Below are 17,432 nucleotides of genomic sequence, written 5' to 3' on the forward strand. Positions count from 1 at the left end.
GGAACAGGATACTTTCGTAATAGAAGGAGATAAGATGTAATAGCATTGCTGATTATAGAATGAATCCACGATTTATGAAACGATAGTCTGAAGATTTATTAAGTTAAGGGTACAATCTTTTTCAATTCGATATTTTTGAACAAAATATGGTTTTATTTATAATTTGGTATTATTCTATATTGGAATAAAAAGAGTTAATTAAATGTGAAATCGAATTCGATTAATAATTGTTTTTATACTTTTGGTATAAGTGAATAAGATGAAAAAAATAATGGTCTATTTTTTTGTTGTTGGAATAATTGCTCCAACGGGTTTTGTTCATTTTCTAGTGGAGCTCCCTGAAGTTATTGCTCATTATGAACATCATAACAAGGAACATGAAGCTGTTGGTTTTTTTGATTTTTTAATGGATCATGCTACAAATCGTAAAACAGATACAGAGCATCGTCGCTTACCTTTTAACCATGACCACTCTTCCAATTGTTATTCATCTCAATTAGTTTATATTCCAACAAACAATCCATTTTACCAGATTGGCTCATCTGATTTTGGAATTGTTGAATCGGTTAAAATAAACTATTCCACGCAATTCGCGCTTTCTGAATTTGCATCCTTCATTTGGCAACCGCCTCAATTGGGTTAATCGTTTCATTTGTTCTTTAGACAGGGTATATTCTATCCTGACCGCTTCTGTGTTAAACATTAGCGAACCTTGCCTACCAGTAGGCAAGTGAATTAATTACGATTAACAAGCATGTTCATGTTAGATAAAGTTATTCAATTTAGTATCAAGAATAAGTTGATGATCAGCATTATGATTGTCGCGCTTATCGGTTGGGGAGCATATTCTCTCAATCAATTACCCATAGATGCCGTTCCTGACATCACCAATAATCAGGTTCAGATTATTACCTCTTCACCAAGTAACGGGGCAGAAGATATTGAACGTTTTGTTACCTTCCCAGTGGAGCAATCCATGGCAACAATCCCAGATATAGAGGAGGTTCGCTCTTTTAGTCGTTTTGGTCTTTCAGTTGTAACGGTAGTTTTCAAGGAAGAAGTAGATGTTTACTGGGCTCGTCAACAAGTAAATGAACGTCTCAATGATGCTTCTAAAACGATTCCTCAAGGAATGGGAATTCCTGAAATGGCTCCATTAACTTCTGGACTGGGAGAAATTTACCAATATGTGATTCATCCCAAAAAAGGCTATGAGGATAACTATGATGCTACTGAACTTCGAACGATTCAGGATTGGATCATTAGACGTCAATTATTAGGTGTAGAGGGGATTGCAGATGTAAGTAGCTTTGGAGGTTTTCTAAAGCAGTATGAGATTTCATTAGACCCGGATAAACTGAAAAGCATGAACGTTGGTGTTAACGACGTATTCACTGCTCTTCAAAAGAACAATCAAAATACAGGAGGTGCTTATATTGATAAAAAACCAAATGCCTATTTTATTCGTAGCGAAGGATTAATTCAATCCATTGACGATATTGAAGAAATTGTTGTAACAACTCACGATGACGGAATTCCAGTGCTGATCAGAAATGTTGCTGAAGTGAAATTTGGATCCGCAACCCGCTACGGAGCGATGACCCGGAACAACGATGGAGAAGTTGTGGGTGCTGTCGTTATGATGCTCAAAGGAGCTAATTCTTCCAAAGTGATTGCTAATGTGAAGGAACGCATGACTCAAATCGAAAAAACACTTCCTAAGGGAATAGTAGTAGAGCCCTTTCTTGATCGAACGAAATTGGTAAACAGTGCAATTGGAACTGTGGCGAAAAATCTGGCAGAAGGGGCATTGATTGTGATTTTTGTATTGGTATTGTTTTTAGGGAATTTCAGAGCTGGATTGATCGTAGCCTCTGTTATTCCATTGGCGATGTTATTTGCAATTTCATTGATGAATCTGTTTGGAGTTAGTGGAAACCTAATGAGCTTAGGTGCGATTGATTTTGGATTGATTGTGGATGGAGCAGTGATTATCGTTGAGGCAACTTTACATCATTTACAGCTTCGAACTAAGCGAACAAAACTGTCACAGATGGAGATGGATGAAGAGGTTTATTCTTCTGCCTCCAAAATTCGAAATAGTGCTGCTTTTGGTGAAATAATCATATTAATTGTTTACTTGCCGATTCTAGCATTGGTGGGCGTAGAAGGAAAAATGTTCAAACCAATGGCTCAAACAGTTGTGTTTGCCATCCTTGGTGCTTTTCTCCTTTCGTTGACCTATGTACCAATGATGAGTGCATTGTTTTTAAGCAAGAAAATTTCTTTGAAACGTACTATTTCAGATAGAATCATTGAAGGATGTCAACGAGTATACGCACCAATGCTTCGTTTTGCGCTGCGTTCCAAAGCCTTGGTTGCAGGAATTGCACTGGGATTGTTTTTCTTTTGTCTGTTTCTATTCAGTTCCATGGGGTCAGAATTCATTCCAACTTTGGAGGAAGGCGATTTTGCTGTTGAAACACGTGTTTTAACGGGAAGTAGTTTGTCTCAAACAATCGAAGCAGCTACTAGAGCTGGTAAAGTTTTGAAAGACCACTTTCCGGAAGTAAAGCAAGTGGTTGGTAAAATCGGTTCAAGCGAAATTCCAACAGATCCAATGCCTGTTGAGGCTTGTGATTTAATGGTCATTCTGAAAGACAAATCTGAATGGTCAAGTGCTTCAAATAGAGAAGGATTAGCTGAAAAAATGCAGGCCAAACTCGAAGAGCATATTCCTGGAGTAACCTTTGGGTTTCAACAACCGATTCAAATGCGTTTCAACGAATTAATGACGGGGGCCCGACAGGACGTGGTGATTAAAATATATGGCGAAGACCTGGGTAAACTCAGTAAGTATGCCAAGCAAATTGGAGCTATTTCCAAAGAAATTGAGGGTGCCCAAGATATTTACATTGAACAGGTTTCTGGGTTACCTCAAATTGTCATCTCGTTTAAAAGGGATAAAATTGCTCAATTCGGACTGAATATCGATGATATCAATACTGCCATTCGTGCTGGATTTGCTGGCGAAGTTGCAGGTTTGGTATTTGAGGGTGAAAAACGATTCGACATGGTTGTTCGGTTGGATAAAGTAAACCGTCAAAATTTAGACGATGTTCGGAATTTGTTTATTGAATCACCAACCGGAGCTCAGATTCCATTAGAACAATTGGCGACGATCAATTTCAAAGACGGACCAAATCAAATTCAACGGGATGATGCGAAACGCAGGATTATTGTTGGTTTCAACGTTCGTGGAAGAGATGTGGAAAGTATTGTAGAGGAAATCCAGAAAAAGGTGGAGAAAGAGGTGAGATTTGAAGCGGGTTATTATCCTACTTACGGCGGAACATTTGAAAATCTACAAGCTGCAACGGCACGTTTATCCATTGCTGTTCCTGTAGCCTTGTTATTGATCTTCTTCCTGCTGTACCTTACTTTTAAATCTGCAAAACAAGCACTTTTAATCTTTACTGCAATTCCACTTTCTGCAATTGGTGGAGTAATTGCACTCTGGGTGCGTGGAATGCCGTTCAGTATTTCCGCAGGTGTTGGTTTTATAGCCTTATTTGGAGTTGCCGTTTTAAATGGAATTGTACTCATTGCAGAATTCAATCGATTAAAAAAAGAAGGGGTGAAAGACACAATAGAAATTATCAAAACTGGAACAGCTGTTCGATTACGCCCGGTTATCATGACTGCGTTAGTTGCATCCTTAGGATTTCTTCCAATGGCATTATCCAACGGAAGCGGCGCAGAGGTTCAAAAACCTTTGGCGACAGTTGTTATTGGCGGACTATTGACTGCAACATTGCTTACTTTGCTGGTGCTTCCGATTCTGTATTATTGGTTTGAGAAAATGAAACCAAAGGTGAAATCGTTACCAGTGATAGCCACGGTTATTACCTTGTTGTTCCTTTCTAATTTTGGTTATTCGCAGACAAAAGTAGTGACTTTGGAGCAGGCAATTCAAGCAGGATTATCGAATAACAAAGCTGTCATTGCAGGGAATCAGCAAATTGAATTTCAAACCCAGTATAAACTAACCTTATTTGAGCTTCCTAAAACAGATGTGAATTTGATGGTGGGCCAATACAACAGTATCAATCGAAACGATAATAATCTGACGATTTCCCAGACCATTCCATTTCCAACCGTGTTTTCTGCCAATTCGGAATTGGGAAATGTACTTATTGAACAGAGTAAATTGAAGACCGAGTTGACCAAAAATGAGTTGGTCCATCAAATCAAACAATGCTATTTCTATTTACAATACCTCAACGGAGAACAGGAAATTCTAATAGCTCAGGATAGTGTGTTCAAAGGTTTTGTTGATGCTTCATCATTAAGAGAGAAAACGGGTGAAGGAACATTGCTTGAAAAGACAACTGCTCAAACCCAGTCAGATGAGCTAAACTATCGAATTACCCAAAATAAAGCCAACCAATCGAGGTATCTTTTGTTGTTGCAAAATCTGATGGGTAGCCAGGATCGTGTTTCTATTTCTGAAACAATTTTAAAGGAGGAACAGCTTCTGTTGGCGAATGACTCAAGTGCTATTCAAGGAAATCCTGAACTGGCATTTGTTCACCAACAAATTGATATTACCCAAAGTCAGCGAAAAGTAGAAATTGCCAAAGGTTTGCCTGATATTACGTTGGGATATTTTAATCAAACCTTAATTGGAACCCAAAACGTAAACAATCAGGATGTATATTTTAATGGTTCTAAGCGCTTTCAAGGCTTCCAGGTTGGTTTGTCTATTCCTATATTCTTTAATGGTTATAGTGCAAAAGTAAAATCTGCTAATCTCTCAACCAAAGTAGCAGAAAGTAACTTCGAAGCCTATCAGACTGGTTTACATGGTAAGTATGAACAGGCTTTACAGGAATACCTAAACAATAGAAATAGCCTGGAATATTACACGCAGTCTGCTTTGGGAAATGCTGAAGATATCTTGAGAAGCGGCCAGAAAGGTTATGCTGGTGGAGAGATTGGGTATTCTGAATACCTGCTTAGTCTTAAAACAGCCAATGAAATAAGGGAGAGATACCTTGAGATTTTGCTTCAAACGAACCTGAGTGCCGCAAAAATTCAGTATTTAACAGGTCAGAAATAAGATCCAGCCACGGCTGATGATAAAAAACAAGCATTAGCGTGGTCAAACAAAAACAAGTATTGCTCGACAATTTTAGCTGAAATAGCAGGTAACGATAAATTAAAAAATTATATATGAAATCATTTATTCAATCAACAATTGTAATTACAACCTTGTTTCTTGCAAGCTGTAGTTCGAACGAAAAACCAGCTCCTAAAGAAGAGCATCACGCAAATGAGAATAGCGTGGAACTTACTGCTGAACAATACAAGACAATTGACCTTCAAACCGGAAAAATTGAATTAAAATCCCTTAGTGGAACCATAAAAGTGAATGGAATATTAGACGTTCCACCACAGAATTTGGTTTCCATTTCAGCACCTTTTGGAGGAACGGTGAAAAACACAGAACTCCTTCAAGGGATGAAAGTTAGAAAGGGACAGGTAGTTGCAATCATTCAGAATCCCGATTTCATCAATGTTCAGCAAGATTATTTGGATTACAAAAGTCAATTAGATTTCCTGAAACTGGAGTATGAACGTCAGCAGGAATTGTCTACGGAAAACATCAATGCAAAGAAGACGGTTCAAAAGGCAAAAAGCGAATATGAAAGTATGCGGGCACGCGTAAATGGATTAAAGGCCCGATTACAGCTAATGAATATTTCGCTTACTTCAATTGAAAATGGAAAAATTCAAAGTTCTTCTTCCATTCTTTCTCCAATTAGTGGTTATGTCACTCAGGTAAACACGAATATTGGAGCTTTTGTTACGCCATCTGATGTATTGTTCAAGATTGCAGATACGGAGCATTTACATGCTGAATTAACCGTGTTTGAAAAAGACATTCCCAAACTAATAGTTGGACAAAAAGTACGTTTCACATTAGCGAATGAAGATAAAGAACGCATTGCAACAGTATACTTGATTGGGCGAGAAATCGGAAATGATCGCACGGTGAATGTTCATTGCCACTTAGACAAAGAAGACAATCAATTACTTCCAGGAATGTACCTCAAAGGTTTGGTTGAAAGTGGAAGTAACGAGGTAACAGCTGTTCCCGATAAAGCAATTGTAGAGTTTGAAGGTGAGAAGTATATTTTTTCTGAGGTGAAGGCTGATCACAAAAATGAACATGCATTTGAAATGATTTCGGTGAAAACCGGGGTGAGTGAATTGGGCTACACAGAGATTATTCTGTCCTCGGGTAAAAGTTGGGAAACACTGAAAATTGTAATCAACGGAGCATATGATCTTTTAAGTAAGTTGAAAAATGGTGAAGAGGCAGGTGGCCACTCACACTAAAAGGTTCAAACATTGGTAAATGCAAGTTGCTGGGAATTTTTAGTTTTGATGGACTCAAAAGACGATTTCAAACGAGCAATGAGGGTAAATAATACTCTACATACATTTCTTGTAAATGAAAAAGATGAGATTGTATAACGCAAAGAAATCTCACTGTGTGGTTTTAATGCTGATGAAGTGAAAGCTGATCCGAACGGTTACCAACAACGCGATGATTGTTGTAAAGGGGAAGAGTAATATGGAAGAGAGTAAAAAAAACACATTGGGAAACGGTTTACGAAACGAAAACTCCGGATCAAGTTAGTTGGACGCAACAAATTCCTCAAACCTCACTTGACTTCATTCATTCATTAGAATTGGATAAATCGGCAAATATTATTGATATTGGGGGTGGAGACAGTAAATTGGTAGACTTCTTATTGGATGATGGTTTTGAAAATATTAGAGTCTTGGATATTTCAGCCAATTCACTTGCCTACTCACCAATCTCTTTCAGAATCTTATTCATTTCACGCATTGTCAATCCTGGATATTATCCGATCACCATTTTCGACAATTTTTCAGGTCTATTGTTCAGGAATGAATAAGATTAAAAAGTATATTTGAAGAGAAATCAACATGGACCCTTTATCAGACATCTAAAGTACTATGAAAAAAACAATACTCCTATTTTCTCTTTTGTTTTATTGTTTTCCGACAGAGGCACAGTTGGAATGGTTATCGGTAACTTCCGCACTGCAAAGCACGGAAGAGATTGGTGCAGCCGCTATGGTTGTTGATAATTCCGGAAACACCTATTCTTGCGGTAATTTTTACAGCACTCTGGATTTTGATCCAGGATCTGGAACACATTATCTGACAGCATTTAACAATTTTGATACTTATGTCCGGAAACTGGATTCGGATGGGCACTTGGTTTGGGTTATCGCTTTAGGGGGAACCGAAGAAGAGAACGCATTGGGGCTGGCAATAGATAACAATCAACATATTTTGGTAACCGGTTTTTTTAATGATACGGTTGATTTTGATCCGGGAATAGGTATTTATCAATTAACGTCTCTGTCCTCGACTGGAAATGCATTTGCAGTGAAATTGGATTTGAACGGAAATTTCGAATGGGCAAAATCTTTTCCAAGTACAGGACATTCAAGGGTCAAAACAGCTGTATTCAATGCAAATTCGGAATGTTTTCTAGTAGGGGAGTTCAGTATGGAAGTGGATGTGGACCCAAATGCGGGAACAGCATTAAACACCAGCAATTATGGTGGGGTTTTCATATCAAAATTGGATGCGAATGGTAATTTTATCTGGGGCGGAAGTTTTCCTGGTGAAGGTTGGAATGAATCTTATGGTATCGACGATACTTCTGATGGCGGTTGCGCAATTACAGGATCTTTTGAATATACCACTGATTTCGATCCGGGACCTGGAGTACATCTGGTAAGTCCGAATATCATCAGTCACATTTTTTTAGTGAAGCTGAGCGGTTCTGGAAATCTCGATTGGGTTAAAACGTATGGTTCACAGTACTATCATCAGCCGGGATCAATTGCGGTGTCCGATCAGGGAAACTATTATTTGACAGGAGATTATTCAGATACAACCGATTTTAACCTGACAGGAACGCCTCAGGTATTGATTGGTACTGGTAGAAACACCTTCATTCTTAAATTGGATAGCTCAGGCAATTTTATCTGGGTAAAAGGAGTGGATGGAGATGCGAATTTCCCAGGCAGGATACTTCTCGACTCCGATGAAAATTGCATCATCACCGGATCATTTACCTCTCATGTTTCATTCAATTCGGGAGCAATTACGTTTGATTCACCCTGGAATTCGGATGCATTTGCCTTGAGTTTAAACGCTTCCGGAGGTTTTAATTGGGTGTTCATCATCCCAAGTAGTTCGCTTTCTTCCATTACGGGCATAGGAAAAGACCCGGATGGAAATGTATACGTAGGTGGTACATTCTTCGGAACAACTGATTTCGACCCAGGACCCGGGACTTTGACTATTCCGGCTTCTCCACAAGATCCCAGTGTTTTCATTCTTAAGTTGAACTCAACACTTTCCGTCAAGGATATTTCCACTAAAAATGAATTCGCTATTTTCCCCAATCCGTCAAAAGATATCTTGACAATCTACTCTGCATTTGATCAAACAGAATCCATTGCGATTTACGATCTCACCGGATGCGAGATGAGGTCAAACCAGTATTCAAATACGATCGATGTGTCTGATTTGACTTCGGGAACTTATCTGATCGTGCGCAATTCAAGGAGAGAGGAAGGTCAAATTTTTGTGAAGGAATAAGTCTCCTCCATATCGCCAATTTTAATCTTTTGATCTTTGGTTAACCGAACGTTCATGGGACAAAATAATTTTAGTATTTCATCTATTTTCTCCGATCAGTCCTTGTTCTTTTAGTAATATAGTGAGTTTTGAGTGTGCTTATATTTGAAGTAAACTTTCCATATCCTCCTACAAAACTCCCCAAAAATTTCCGAAAGACTTCACAAAAGTCCAATATTTAGTGTTGGACTTTTGTATTTTCTGAATTCTTTATTGAATTACTCCCAACTTTTTGTCCTGATTCATTTAAAAGGTGTTTAATCTCAATGTAACAATGAAATTTCTTCCGGGTGCACTAATATTTGATGCGAACGTTCTGTAATTTTGGTCCAATATATTTTCGCAAGCAACCTGAGCAGACAATTTAGAATTAAATTGATACCCGATTCTTAAGTTGTAAGTAATCCAATTTGGCATTCCGTCTGCTGTTGCATAGGCCAAATTATCTTCACCACTATCTGAATAATCGGCTAGTTTTTTCCAACCAGAGTATTGAGTGAAAAACTCGGTCTGCAGTTTTTTCCAGGTAAACTGAAGGGAAGTTTTTCCATATACAGGCGGTATGTGGTCTAATGGCTTTTCATCGCCTTCAACATAAACGCGGCCTTGTGTGTAGTTAATGGAAGAAGTCACGACCCAATGTTTCAGAAATTGAGCTTTAATACTTCCTTCAGCACCGTATACGATACCATAATTTGCATTTTTAGCGGAATAAACATCTACATAGTTATTATTGTAAAAAGCAGTATCAGAACCGTTTAAAGTAGATGGGAGTATGGCAATCACATTTTCTATTCTGGAATAATAACCCAGAGCCGACACCTGAATATTATCCTTGTACCGATAGCTTATACCTAATTCCCCGCTATATACAGTTTCAGGTTTCAAGTTTGTATTTGGAACCACCAATTTTCCAGAGGTATTGTTTGTTTCAACTACCGATTCAAAAACTTTTGCCAAATCATCAATATTGGGAGCTCTGAATCCGGTTGATCCGTTCAATGAAATCCGAATGCTCTTAATTGGTTGTAGAATCACTCCCAGATTACCGTTCAGAGCACTATTGTTTTGCTTTGCTTCGCTGTATGGAAAAGGGTAAAATGTCCGATCATTAAATTTAGCTTTAAGATGAACGTAGTTGGCCCGGATTCCACCGCTTAAAATAAACTTATCCGAAATCTCAATCACATCTGTTACGTAAATAGCACCAGTCGACATGGAAGATCCTCCATCAGGATAGCGGGTATCTAAAGAACCTGACGTGTCAACTAATATGTTTTGTTTGTTTGCGGTCGACTGAACCTGATCATATTTCGCAAATATCCCATATCTGATTTCATGTTTTCCCAGTCTTTTCTCCAAATCAACGAGTAGTGTACTAACCAATACTTTTTCAGTTCGATGATTTAAAAAGTCTGATTTATAGGCTCTGTCATGGCGGCTTTCTTCAATCCATTGCTGAGAAGCATTCACTTTCACCTGATCATAGATTTTACTTTTTTGGTTGATCGATAAATCATAAGCGATTAAAGCTCTGAATTGAGGGCCGTAATACCATTCAGAAAAGCGGGGAAGCCCATTTTTTGTCTGGGTAAGTCTGTCGTATCGATCGATATCAGAAGAATTTGAAAGCTGCATATTCAAGGTATGAACTATGTGATCATTCTGCTTAAATGCAATTTTTTGAATAATATCGTATTGTGAGTATGCAGATCCTACCTGCTTATTTTTGTTTGAATTATTCACCATCGAATCTACATCATTGATTCGATCAACATAGAATGTTCTTTCACCAAAATCCGGATACTTACTTTTTCTTACTTTTCCTTGAGTTAAGTCACCAAAATGGGAATACGTAAAACTTGTAAATGAAGACCAGCGTTTCCAGCCAAGGTTTAAAGACGCATGTCCGGAGAAACCATTTGCAGCTGAAAAGTATCGTGCAAATGAGTTCGTTTTGATCAGTATCGAATCGGTTTCAGAGAATTGGGGTTTCATAGTATGAAAATGCATTACTCCCCCAAGTGCATCTGACCCGTATACAACAGAACCTGGCCCATAAACGATTTCTACACTTTCTAAAGCCGCTGGATCGATTGTCAGGACATTCTGAAGATGTCCCCCCCTGTAAATGGCATTATTCAATGGAATGCCATCAACCACGAGAAGTATTTTATTGGTTTCAAAGCCTCTTATCACTGGTGAACCACCTCCCAATTGTGATTTTTGGATGAAAACTGCTCCATTAGACGCCAGTAAATCTGCGGTACTACTTTGATTCATTCTCTGGATCTCTGAACTCCTGATTGTTTCAATTCGTTTCGGAACATCAGATTTCTTCTCTAAGAACCTACTTGATGAAACTGTAACTTCATCCAGATCGATGGTTTTTTCGAGTAAGGAAATAACAGTTAATTCATTATTGGATATTTGTATTGTCTTGCTGGTATAATTCGGATGCTCGAGCAGGATTTCAGATGGAACAGTTATTCCTGTTAAATCCATTAACCCGATAGCATTTGATGTGTATGTTTTTTGGTTTTGAACTACGACAGCGTTGGCAATTGGCTGCTTCGTGTAGTCATCTACAATTTGAAGTTTTTGAGCATGTGTGAAGGAGGATATGCAAGCTATAATTGCTAATAATACGTTGGTTTTGAGCATAATGAGTGTTTTTTGGATAAGAGTTTATCGCAATAATTAACAATTTGAGTGCTAAGTAATCTGTTTTTTTAACGTTGTCAAATAAAATATCCATAAAATAGTGTTCCATTCTTGGATTTGAACCTAAGGGAAACAATGAGTTGCGTGATCTGCCAGGGAGCCGTTTCAACTTTATACGCGGATTTTTGTTCCATGTTTAACCGGTTTCAATGAATAGTACTTAATTTTAACTTCATATTCAGATAATTTTGAGTTTGTTTAATTAGCTTTATTTTGCAGCTCAGTAAAAGATAAATATGGTAATCGAGTATATAACCATTTGCTTTTTTTCATTACTTGGTTCTGGACTAACATTTTTTTCTGGTTTTGGGCTCGGAACTATTTTGGTTCCCATATTTGCTATTTTCTTTCCGTTGGAACTGGCTATTTCATTAACGGCGATTGTTCACTTTCTCAACAATGCATTTAAACTCTATTTGGTGGGAAAGAATGCAAACAGGAACATTGTACTAAAATTTGGTATTCCAGCAATTGTATCTGCATTTATCGGCGCATACATTTTGACTCTCATATCCGATATGGAGCCAATACTGATGTATTCCATGTTCAATATAAGTGGTAGTATTACAATTACGAAACTCATAGTTGGGGGATTACTTTTCTTTTTTGCGCTTTTTGACATCATCCCTGGCTTATCGAAACTGGAATTTAACAAGAAGTATATCCCTCTTGGTGGATTTTTGAGCGGTTTTTTCGGTGGATTGTCTGGAAACCAGGGAGCGCTGAGAACGGCATTTTTGATACGTGCAGGTTTGTCAAAAGAGCAGTTTGTTGCGACTGGTGTAGTGATAGCTATTTTAATTGATATTTCTAGATTAGGGATTTATTCATCCGATATTGTAAAGCAGCATGATAAACTGGATTATTTACTCTTAACGATGGCCGTTTTGTCTGCTTTTTTAGGAGCATATGCCGGAAATAAGCTATTGAAGAAAGTAACTATCCGCTTTCTCCAAAACTTCGTTGCAATTATGCTTTTACTATTTTCCATCCTTTTAATGACCGGAATTTTGTAAGCTGATTTTTGGTTCCTCAGACAGCATGTTTGAATCAATTGAATTTTTTCCCAGGACGTGTTCTAACAAATAAAGAATGAATTTCTGCTTCATTATTTGAATCCTAGATCGATTTAGTCTAAATGGTAATATCTATAATTTAGTCGGATACACATTATTGATATCGCAATTATTGGATTTCTGGTACAACACGAGACGAAATAAAATAGTGCAATTTTGTTTTAATGTTTTGATGAATATTCAGTTGTAGGTAATTTTTTTGCTTTTGGAAGGATTTAAAATGAAAATATATAACCAAAAATCAATTAGCCCGGAAATTGAACAAAATAAGCTGTTAAGTTGGAAATACAACAGACACCCCTTGCTTTAATACAATTGTTTGTTTTTTGAATAGAGAAAAGAAGTTTATTAACTTTCACTCCTGAAAAATGTTGTTTTTTATACGTTTAGAAAACAACAGGAATAAACCAATAAAACTAAATACTTATGAACGGCAAACTTCAAATTGGAATACTACTTACATTCCTGCTCATGATTTGTATCAATTTCACTAGTCTGGCGCAAGAACCAGCGAAGAAATACAAACCGAGACAATTTCGAAAAGAACCGATTTGGATTGAAATGATGAATGATCCGAATGCAAACTACTATCTAACCATTAGAGCCTTTAGGGAATATTGGAAGAGCCGTATATTACCTGAAGAACCCTTTGAAAACCATGAGTTGGATACCTTCGAAAGAGAAGTCGGTTTAGAGCAGGAAGAAGAATCGGAAGAGGAGCGTAAACGCGAACATGCCCGCAAAGAAAAAAAGAGAAAACGAAAAGGGAAACCGGACGAAACAATGCTTTATGCTGCTCAAGTTCGTGCATTTAAAGGATGGATGAAAGCCGTTAAACCTTGGGTTCGTGAGGATGGCAGTATTGTTTCTCCCGAGGAACAGCAGAGAATAATTGATGCTCAATCCGAAGAACGAAAAAAAATAGAAGAACTCAATACTCCCCAAAAGTAATTTCCGATGAAAAAAATACTACTTATTTGTGCAATGCTGCTGAGTATCTCCTCTTATGCGCAATTGGCAAACTGGACACCTGTTCCCGGCGGAACGAATTTCCCGACGAACAATTCCGGGCAAATACACGGTTTTTGCAGAATCAGCCAACTAAAATTTCATGCTTCCGACACCAATAAATACTATGCTGTTACTGGTGAAGGCGGATTATTCTTCTCAAACGATCAGGGAGCCAACTGGATTGTGGCGCCCGGAACCGATGTGCTAACGAATAACTGTGCTTCGATTTGTATTGATTATACCAATGATCAGCATTTGCTTTTAGGAACGGGTGATGCTAATTATTATTCAAATAGTTCTGCTGGATTAAGAAAATCAAATGATGGTGGTACAACGTTTACTGCTACTAGTTTGACGAACTGTTTGGTCATTGAAATTATTCAAAATTCAACAAATTCTTTGGAATACATTGCTGCCACCAATAAAGGAATCTATAAGTCTACTGATGGTGGAAATAACTGGACAGCATCTACCGCGACAAATATTCCTTTTACAGACATGAAGGTGAATACCGCGACAAATTCTCAAATTGTATACGCATCTACTGAAGAAGATGTCCCACGCTTTTACAGATCAACAAACTTTGGAACTTCCTGGACACAAATAACCAGCGGAGTGATTGCTTCAACAGCAAACATACAGTCGGGCTCACGTATTGGTGTAACTCCTGCCAATCCGAACATTGTATACTTATCAGTTGTTGGTGGCGGAGGTATTATTCTGAAATCAACTGATAGTGGATTGACTTTCACTACCCAAAAAGCGGAGGGAAGTCCATACATTACTTTTTACGACGATGATGTAACAGAAGGTGGGCAGGGAAATTACAATCACTGCATTACGGTAGATCTTGTGGATCCGTCTAAATTATGGTTACAGTCACATTGTACCTGGTATTCAACAAATAGCGGGGCTACCTGGACGTTGCTAACCCACTGGTGGGAAAAATGTCATACGGATATGCACCAAATTCAGCAAGCACCATTCAATAGAAACAACCTGTATAGCATGAATGATGGAGGTGTTTGGATAAGTAACGATGGAGGTAATAATTGGATTCCAAGAAGTAACGGTCTTTACGCTTATGAAATAGGGAACAAATGTGGAATTGGCAGCCAGGTCGACAAAGATTTCATTTCCATCGGAACGCAGGATAACGGCCGCGTTATTGCCAATGCCAATGGGTGGTTCACAACCGGAGGCGGAGATGATTACGCTAAGCGGCAATGTGACTACAATGGGAATATTTATTTTGATGGGATAGAAAGACAACTCAATCACACCGGAGCCATGGTAGAATATGGTCTTCCAACAACCAACTGGAATGCATTCGGATTTAACCGCACCAATGTCAATTTAGGATTTGTCGGCGTAACGAATGTTTATCGTACCACTGATCTGACTGCTGGAACGCCAACCTGGACCCAAATATCTACATTTAATCAAACAATCGTTGATATTCACAGCAGTATTGCTGATCCGAACCGATTGTATGTATTGGTTTCCAATGGAGATGTCTATGTATCATCCAATGCCTTAGCTGCTAGTCCGACATTTGTCTTGCGCACTCCACCGGGATCAGCAAGTTCACTTGGAAGTGTTGCTGCCATAGCCAATAATGCGGATATCGTTTTTGTATCGGAAAATAATGCTGTTTACAGATCTGCGGATGCCGGGGCAACCTGGACCAACGTAACTTACAACCTTCCCAATGTGAACCACAGACGCATTTTGGCGGAACAATTCGGCGGAACGGAAGAATTAGTATTTATAGCAACAAACAATGCAGTTTATTACAAAAAAGCCGGTGCAGTAAACTGGACCAATTATAGTACAAGCTTGCCTTCACGAAAATCTCCAACTGAGTTCTCCATGTATGACGATGGTACCAATCAATCACGAATTAGATACGCAACTTTTGGTCGGGCTATTTGGGAAAGTGCATTTGACAACTTGCGACCGTTTAGTGCAAATATTGTGGTTGGCGATAGTGTAATGGATTGTGATAACTCATCAGTTCTGTATACACAGGCATGTGTAGGAGCTAATAATACACCCATTACTTATTCTTGGAGTTTCTCAGGAGGAACACCGGCAACTTCAACTGCAGCCAGTGTAAATGTAACATACCCTTCAACCGGAACCTATAATGTAACATTAACTGCAACTGATGCATTGAATAATACATCAACGAAAACAATTGCTGTATTTGTTCAGGTGAACACACAGCTTGCTTTACCGTTAACGGAAGGGTTTGTTTCTGCAGCGTTTCCACCAATGGGTTGGAGTCAGGTTAACGTAGCAAATGTTTCGGAATTATGGGAACGTAATGCAGTTGTTGGGTCCCAGGGTTCAACACAAAGTATGCAGTACCGCAACTTTGATCACTACAATGGCAACCGCGATGAAATGAGAAGCAGTACTTACAATTTCACAGGAATATCAAGTGCTACTTTAAATTTTGATGTTGCATTTAGAAGGTATTCAGGTGCTAATTCAGATTCTCTGGCAGTGCTGGTTTCAACAAATTGTGGCATATCGTTTACTACGGTTTACTATAAAGGAGGAAATACATTATCAACAGTCCCTGGAGATTATACACCTGATGGATTTGTACCAACACCTTCACAATGGCGCACAGAAACGGTAGACTTAAGTCCGTACATTGGGAACCAAAATGTGATGATAAGTTTTCAAAATAGAGGTCATTTCGGACAAAATATATATATTGATAATATTAATCTGACAGGTGTTATCGCACCTCCTGGACCTAATTTTGGAGCAGCACCTTCAGCAGTGTGTACCGGAGAAAATGTAACAGTAACAGATGCTTCTACTGGAATGATTACTTCATGGAACTGGGATTTTGGACCAGGAGCTACACCTGCAACTGCTACTAGCGCAGGACCTCATACAATTTCTTATTCTACAGCAGGAACCAAAACAATTACACTAACCGTTAATGGTGGTGGAACAATATCTCACACTGTTACTGTGAATGCAACACCCGCAACGCCAACCATTAGTGCAGATGGCCCAACAACATTCTGTTCAGGTGATAGTGTAACATTGACATCATCAGCTGCAACTGGTAATACTTGGTCGAATGGAGAAACAACACCTTCAATCACCCTTTTGGCTGCAGGGACCTATACTGTAAATACTTCAAATGGGACCTGTGTGTCAGCTCCTTCCATAGGGACAACAGTGGTAATTACTCCGAATCCAGCGGTCACATTTGCAGCGATTGCAAATCTTTGTCTGGATGGTGGCGCATTTGCCCTTACTCAAGGTACTCCGGCAGGAGGGATTTATAGTGGAAATGGTGTAAGTGGTGGGCAATTCAGTCCGGCTATGGCTGGAACTGGTGTAACTACGCTCACTTATTTATTTACAGATGGAAATGGTTGTTCAGGAACTGCATCAATTGATGTAGAAGTGGATGATTGTGCAGGAATTAAAGAAAAAGAGTTGTCTTTTGTTTCCATTTATCCAAATCCATCAGATGGAATATTTACGGTTGACGTAGGACAGTTGATTATAGAAAATGTTACAATATACGATAGCAAAGGCAGGGTAGTGCGTGAAATTGAGGGTTCCAAAAGTGCTGCTCTGAAAATAAACATTTCCGAAATGGCTAACGGATCCTATACCGTAAAGGTAATAACAGCAAATGCTTTGCAAAATATTGTTCCTATTGTATTGAAACGATAAGTATAAATTTGATGAAGGAAACCCCGGTATTGCGCAGGCAGGATTGGGGTTTTCTTTTTTACCCTCTTTACTCGCTCTCGAAACTCTTTTTCTTCATTCTCATTTTGATAATGCTCTATTAAACCAAAAGCTGTTTCTTGATTTTAGGTT

At 38.5% G+C, this 17,432-nt stretch carries 8 protein-coding genes and 1 pseudogene; 8 read left to right on the top strand and 1 reads right to left on the bottom strand.

The window, feature by feature from the left end:
- Positions 1-259: 259 nt before the first annotated feature.
- From FLUTA_RS16020 to FLUTA_RS16040, 5 genes and pseudogenes are all read left to right on the top strand, one after another.
- The gene (locus tag FLUTA_RS16020; RefSeq protein WP_013687945.1) at positions 260-643 is read left to right on the top strand and encodes a hypothetical protein; all 384 of its coding nucleotides are present in this window, start codon (positions 260-262) and stop codon (positions 641-643) included.
- A 117-nt stretch (positions 644-760) separates the two neighbouring features.
- Positions 761-5,122 carry a CusA/CzcA family heavy metal efflux RND transporter gene (locus tag FLUTA_RS16025; protein ID WP_013687946.1) on the top strand — a complete coding sequence of 1,454 codons (4,362 nt, stop codon included), beginning with the start codon at positions 761-763 and terminating at the stop codon, positions 5,120-5,122.
- Positions 5,123-5,235: 113 nt separating this feature from the next.
- Positions 5,236-6,405 (top strand): efflux RND transporter periplasmic adaptor subunit, encoded by a 1,170-nt coding sequence (locus FLUTA_RS16030; RefSeq protein WP_013687947.1) that lies wholly within the window; start codon positions 5,236-5,238, stop codon positions 6,403-6,405.
- 236 nt (positions 6,406-6,641) lie between these two features.
- Positions 6,642-6,878 (top strand): annotated as a pseudogene (locus tag FLUTA_RS16035) (SAM-dependent methyltransferase); the annotation flags it as partial.
- A gap of 175 nt (positions 6,879-7,053) precedes the next feature.
- Positions 7,054-8,718, top strand: coding sequence for a T9SS type A sorting domain-containing protein (locus FLUTA_RS16040; RefSeq protein WP_013687948.1), 1,665 nt, complete (start codon positions 7,054-7,056; stop codon positions 8,716-8,718).
- Between the two features lie 285 nt (positions 8,719-9,003).
- Here the strand turns inward: FLUTA_RS16040 and FLUTA_RS16045 are convergent, their stop codons facing one another.
- Positions 9,004-11,421 carry a TonB-dependent receptor plug domain-containing protein gene (locus FLUTA_RS16045; protein ID WP_013687949.1) on the bottom strand — a complete coding sequence of 806 codons (2,418 nt, stop codon included), beginning with the start codon at positions 11,419-11,421 and terminating at the stop codon, positions 9,004-9,006.
- Between the two features lie 296 nt (positions 11,422-11,717).
- Here FLUTA_RS16045 and FLUTA_RS16050 point away from each other — a divergent pair, with 296 nt between their 5' ends.
- The 3 genes from FLUTA_RS16050 to FLUTA_RS16060 all read left to right on the top strand — a co-directional run bounded on the left by FLUTA_RS16050 (position 11,718) and on the right by FLUTA_RS16060 (position 17,282).
- On the top strand, positions 11,718-12,497 hold the full coding sequence (locus FLUTA_RS16050; RefSeq protein WP_013687950.1) for a sulfite exporter TauE/SafE family protein: 780 nt from the start codon (positions 11,718-11,720) through the stop codon (positions 12,495-12,497).
- Between the two features lie 486 nt (positions 12,498-12,983).
- Positions 12,984-13,508 carry a hypothetical protein gene (locus tag FLUTA_RS16055; protein ID WP_013687951.1) on the top strand — a complete coding sequence of 175 codons (525 nt, stop codon included), beginning with the start codon at positions 12,984-12,986 and terminating at the stop codon, positions 13,506-13,508.
- Positions 13,509-13,514: 6 nt separating this feature from the next.
- Positions 13,515-17,282: a PKD domain-containing protein gene (locus tag FLUTA_RS16060; protein WP_013687952.1), complete on the top strand. Its 3,768-nt coding sequence runs from the start codon at positions 13,515-13,517 to the stop codon at positions 17,280-17,282.
- Positions 17,283-17,432 lie beyond the last annotated feature (150 nt).

It is taken from the genome of Fluviicola taffensis DSM 16823, assembly GCF_000194605.1.
GTDB lineage: Bacteria > Bacteroidota > Bacteroidia > Flavobacteriales_D > Crocinitomicaceae > Fluviicola > Fluviicola taffensis.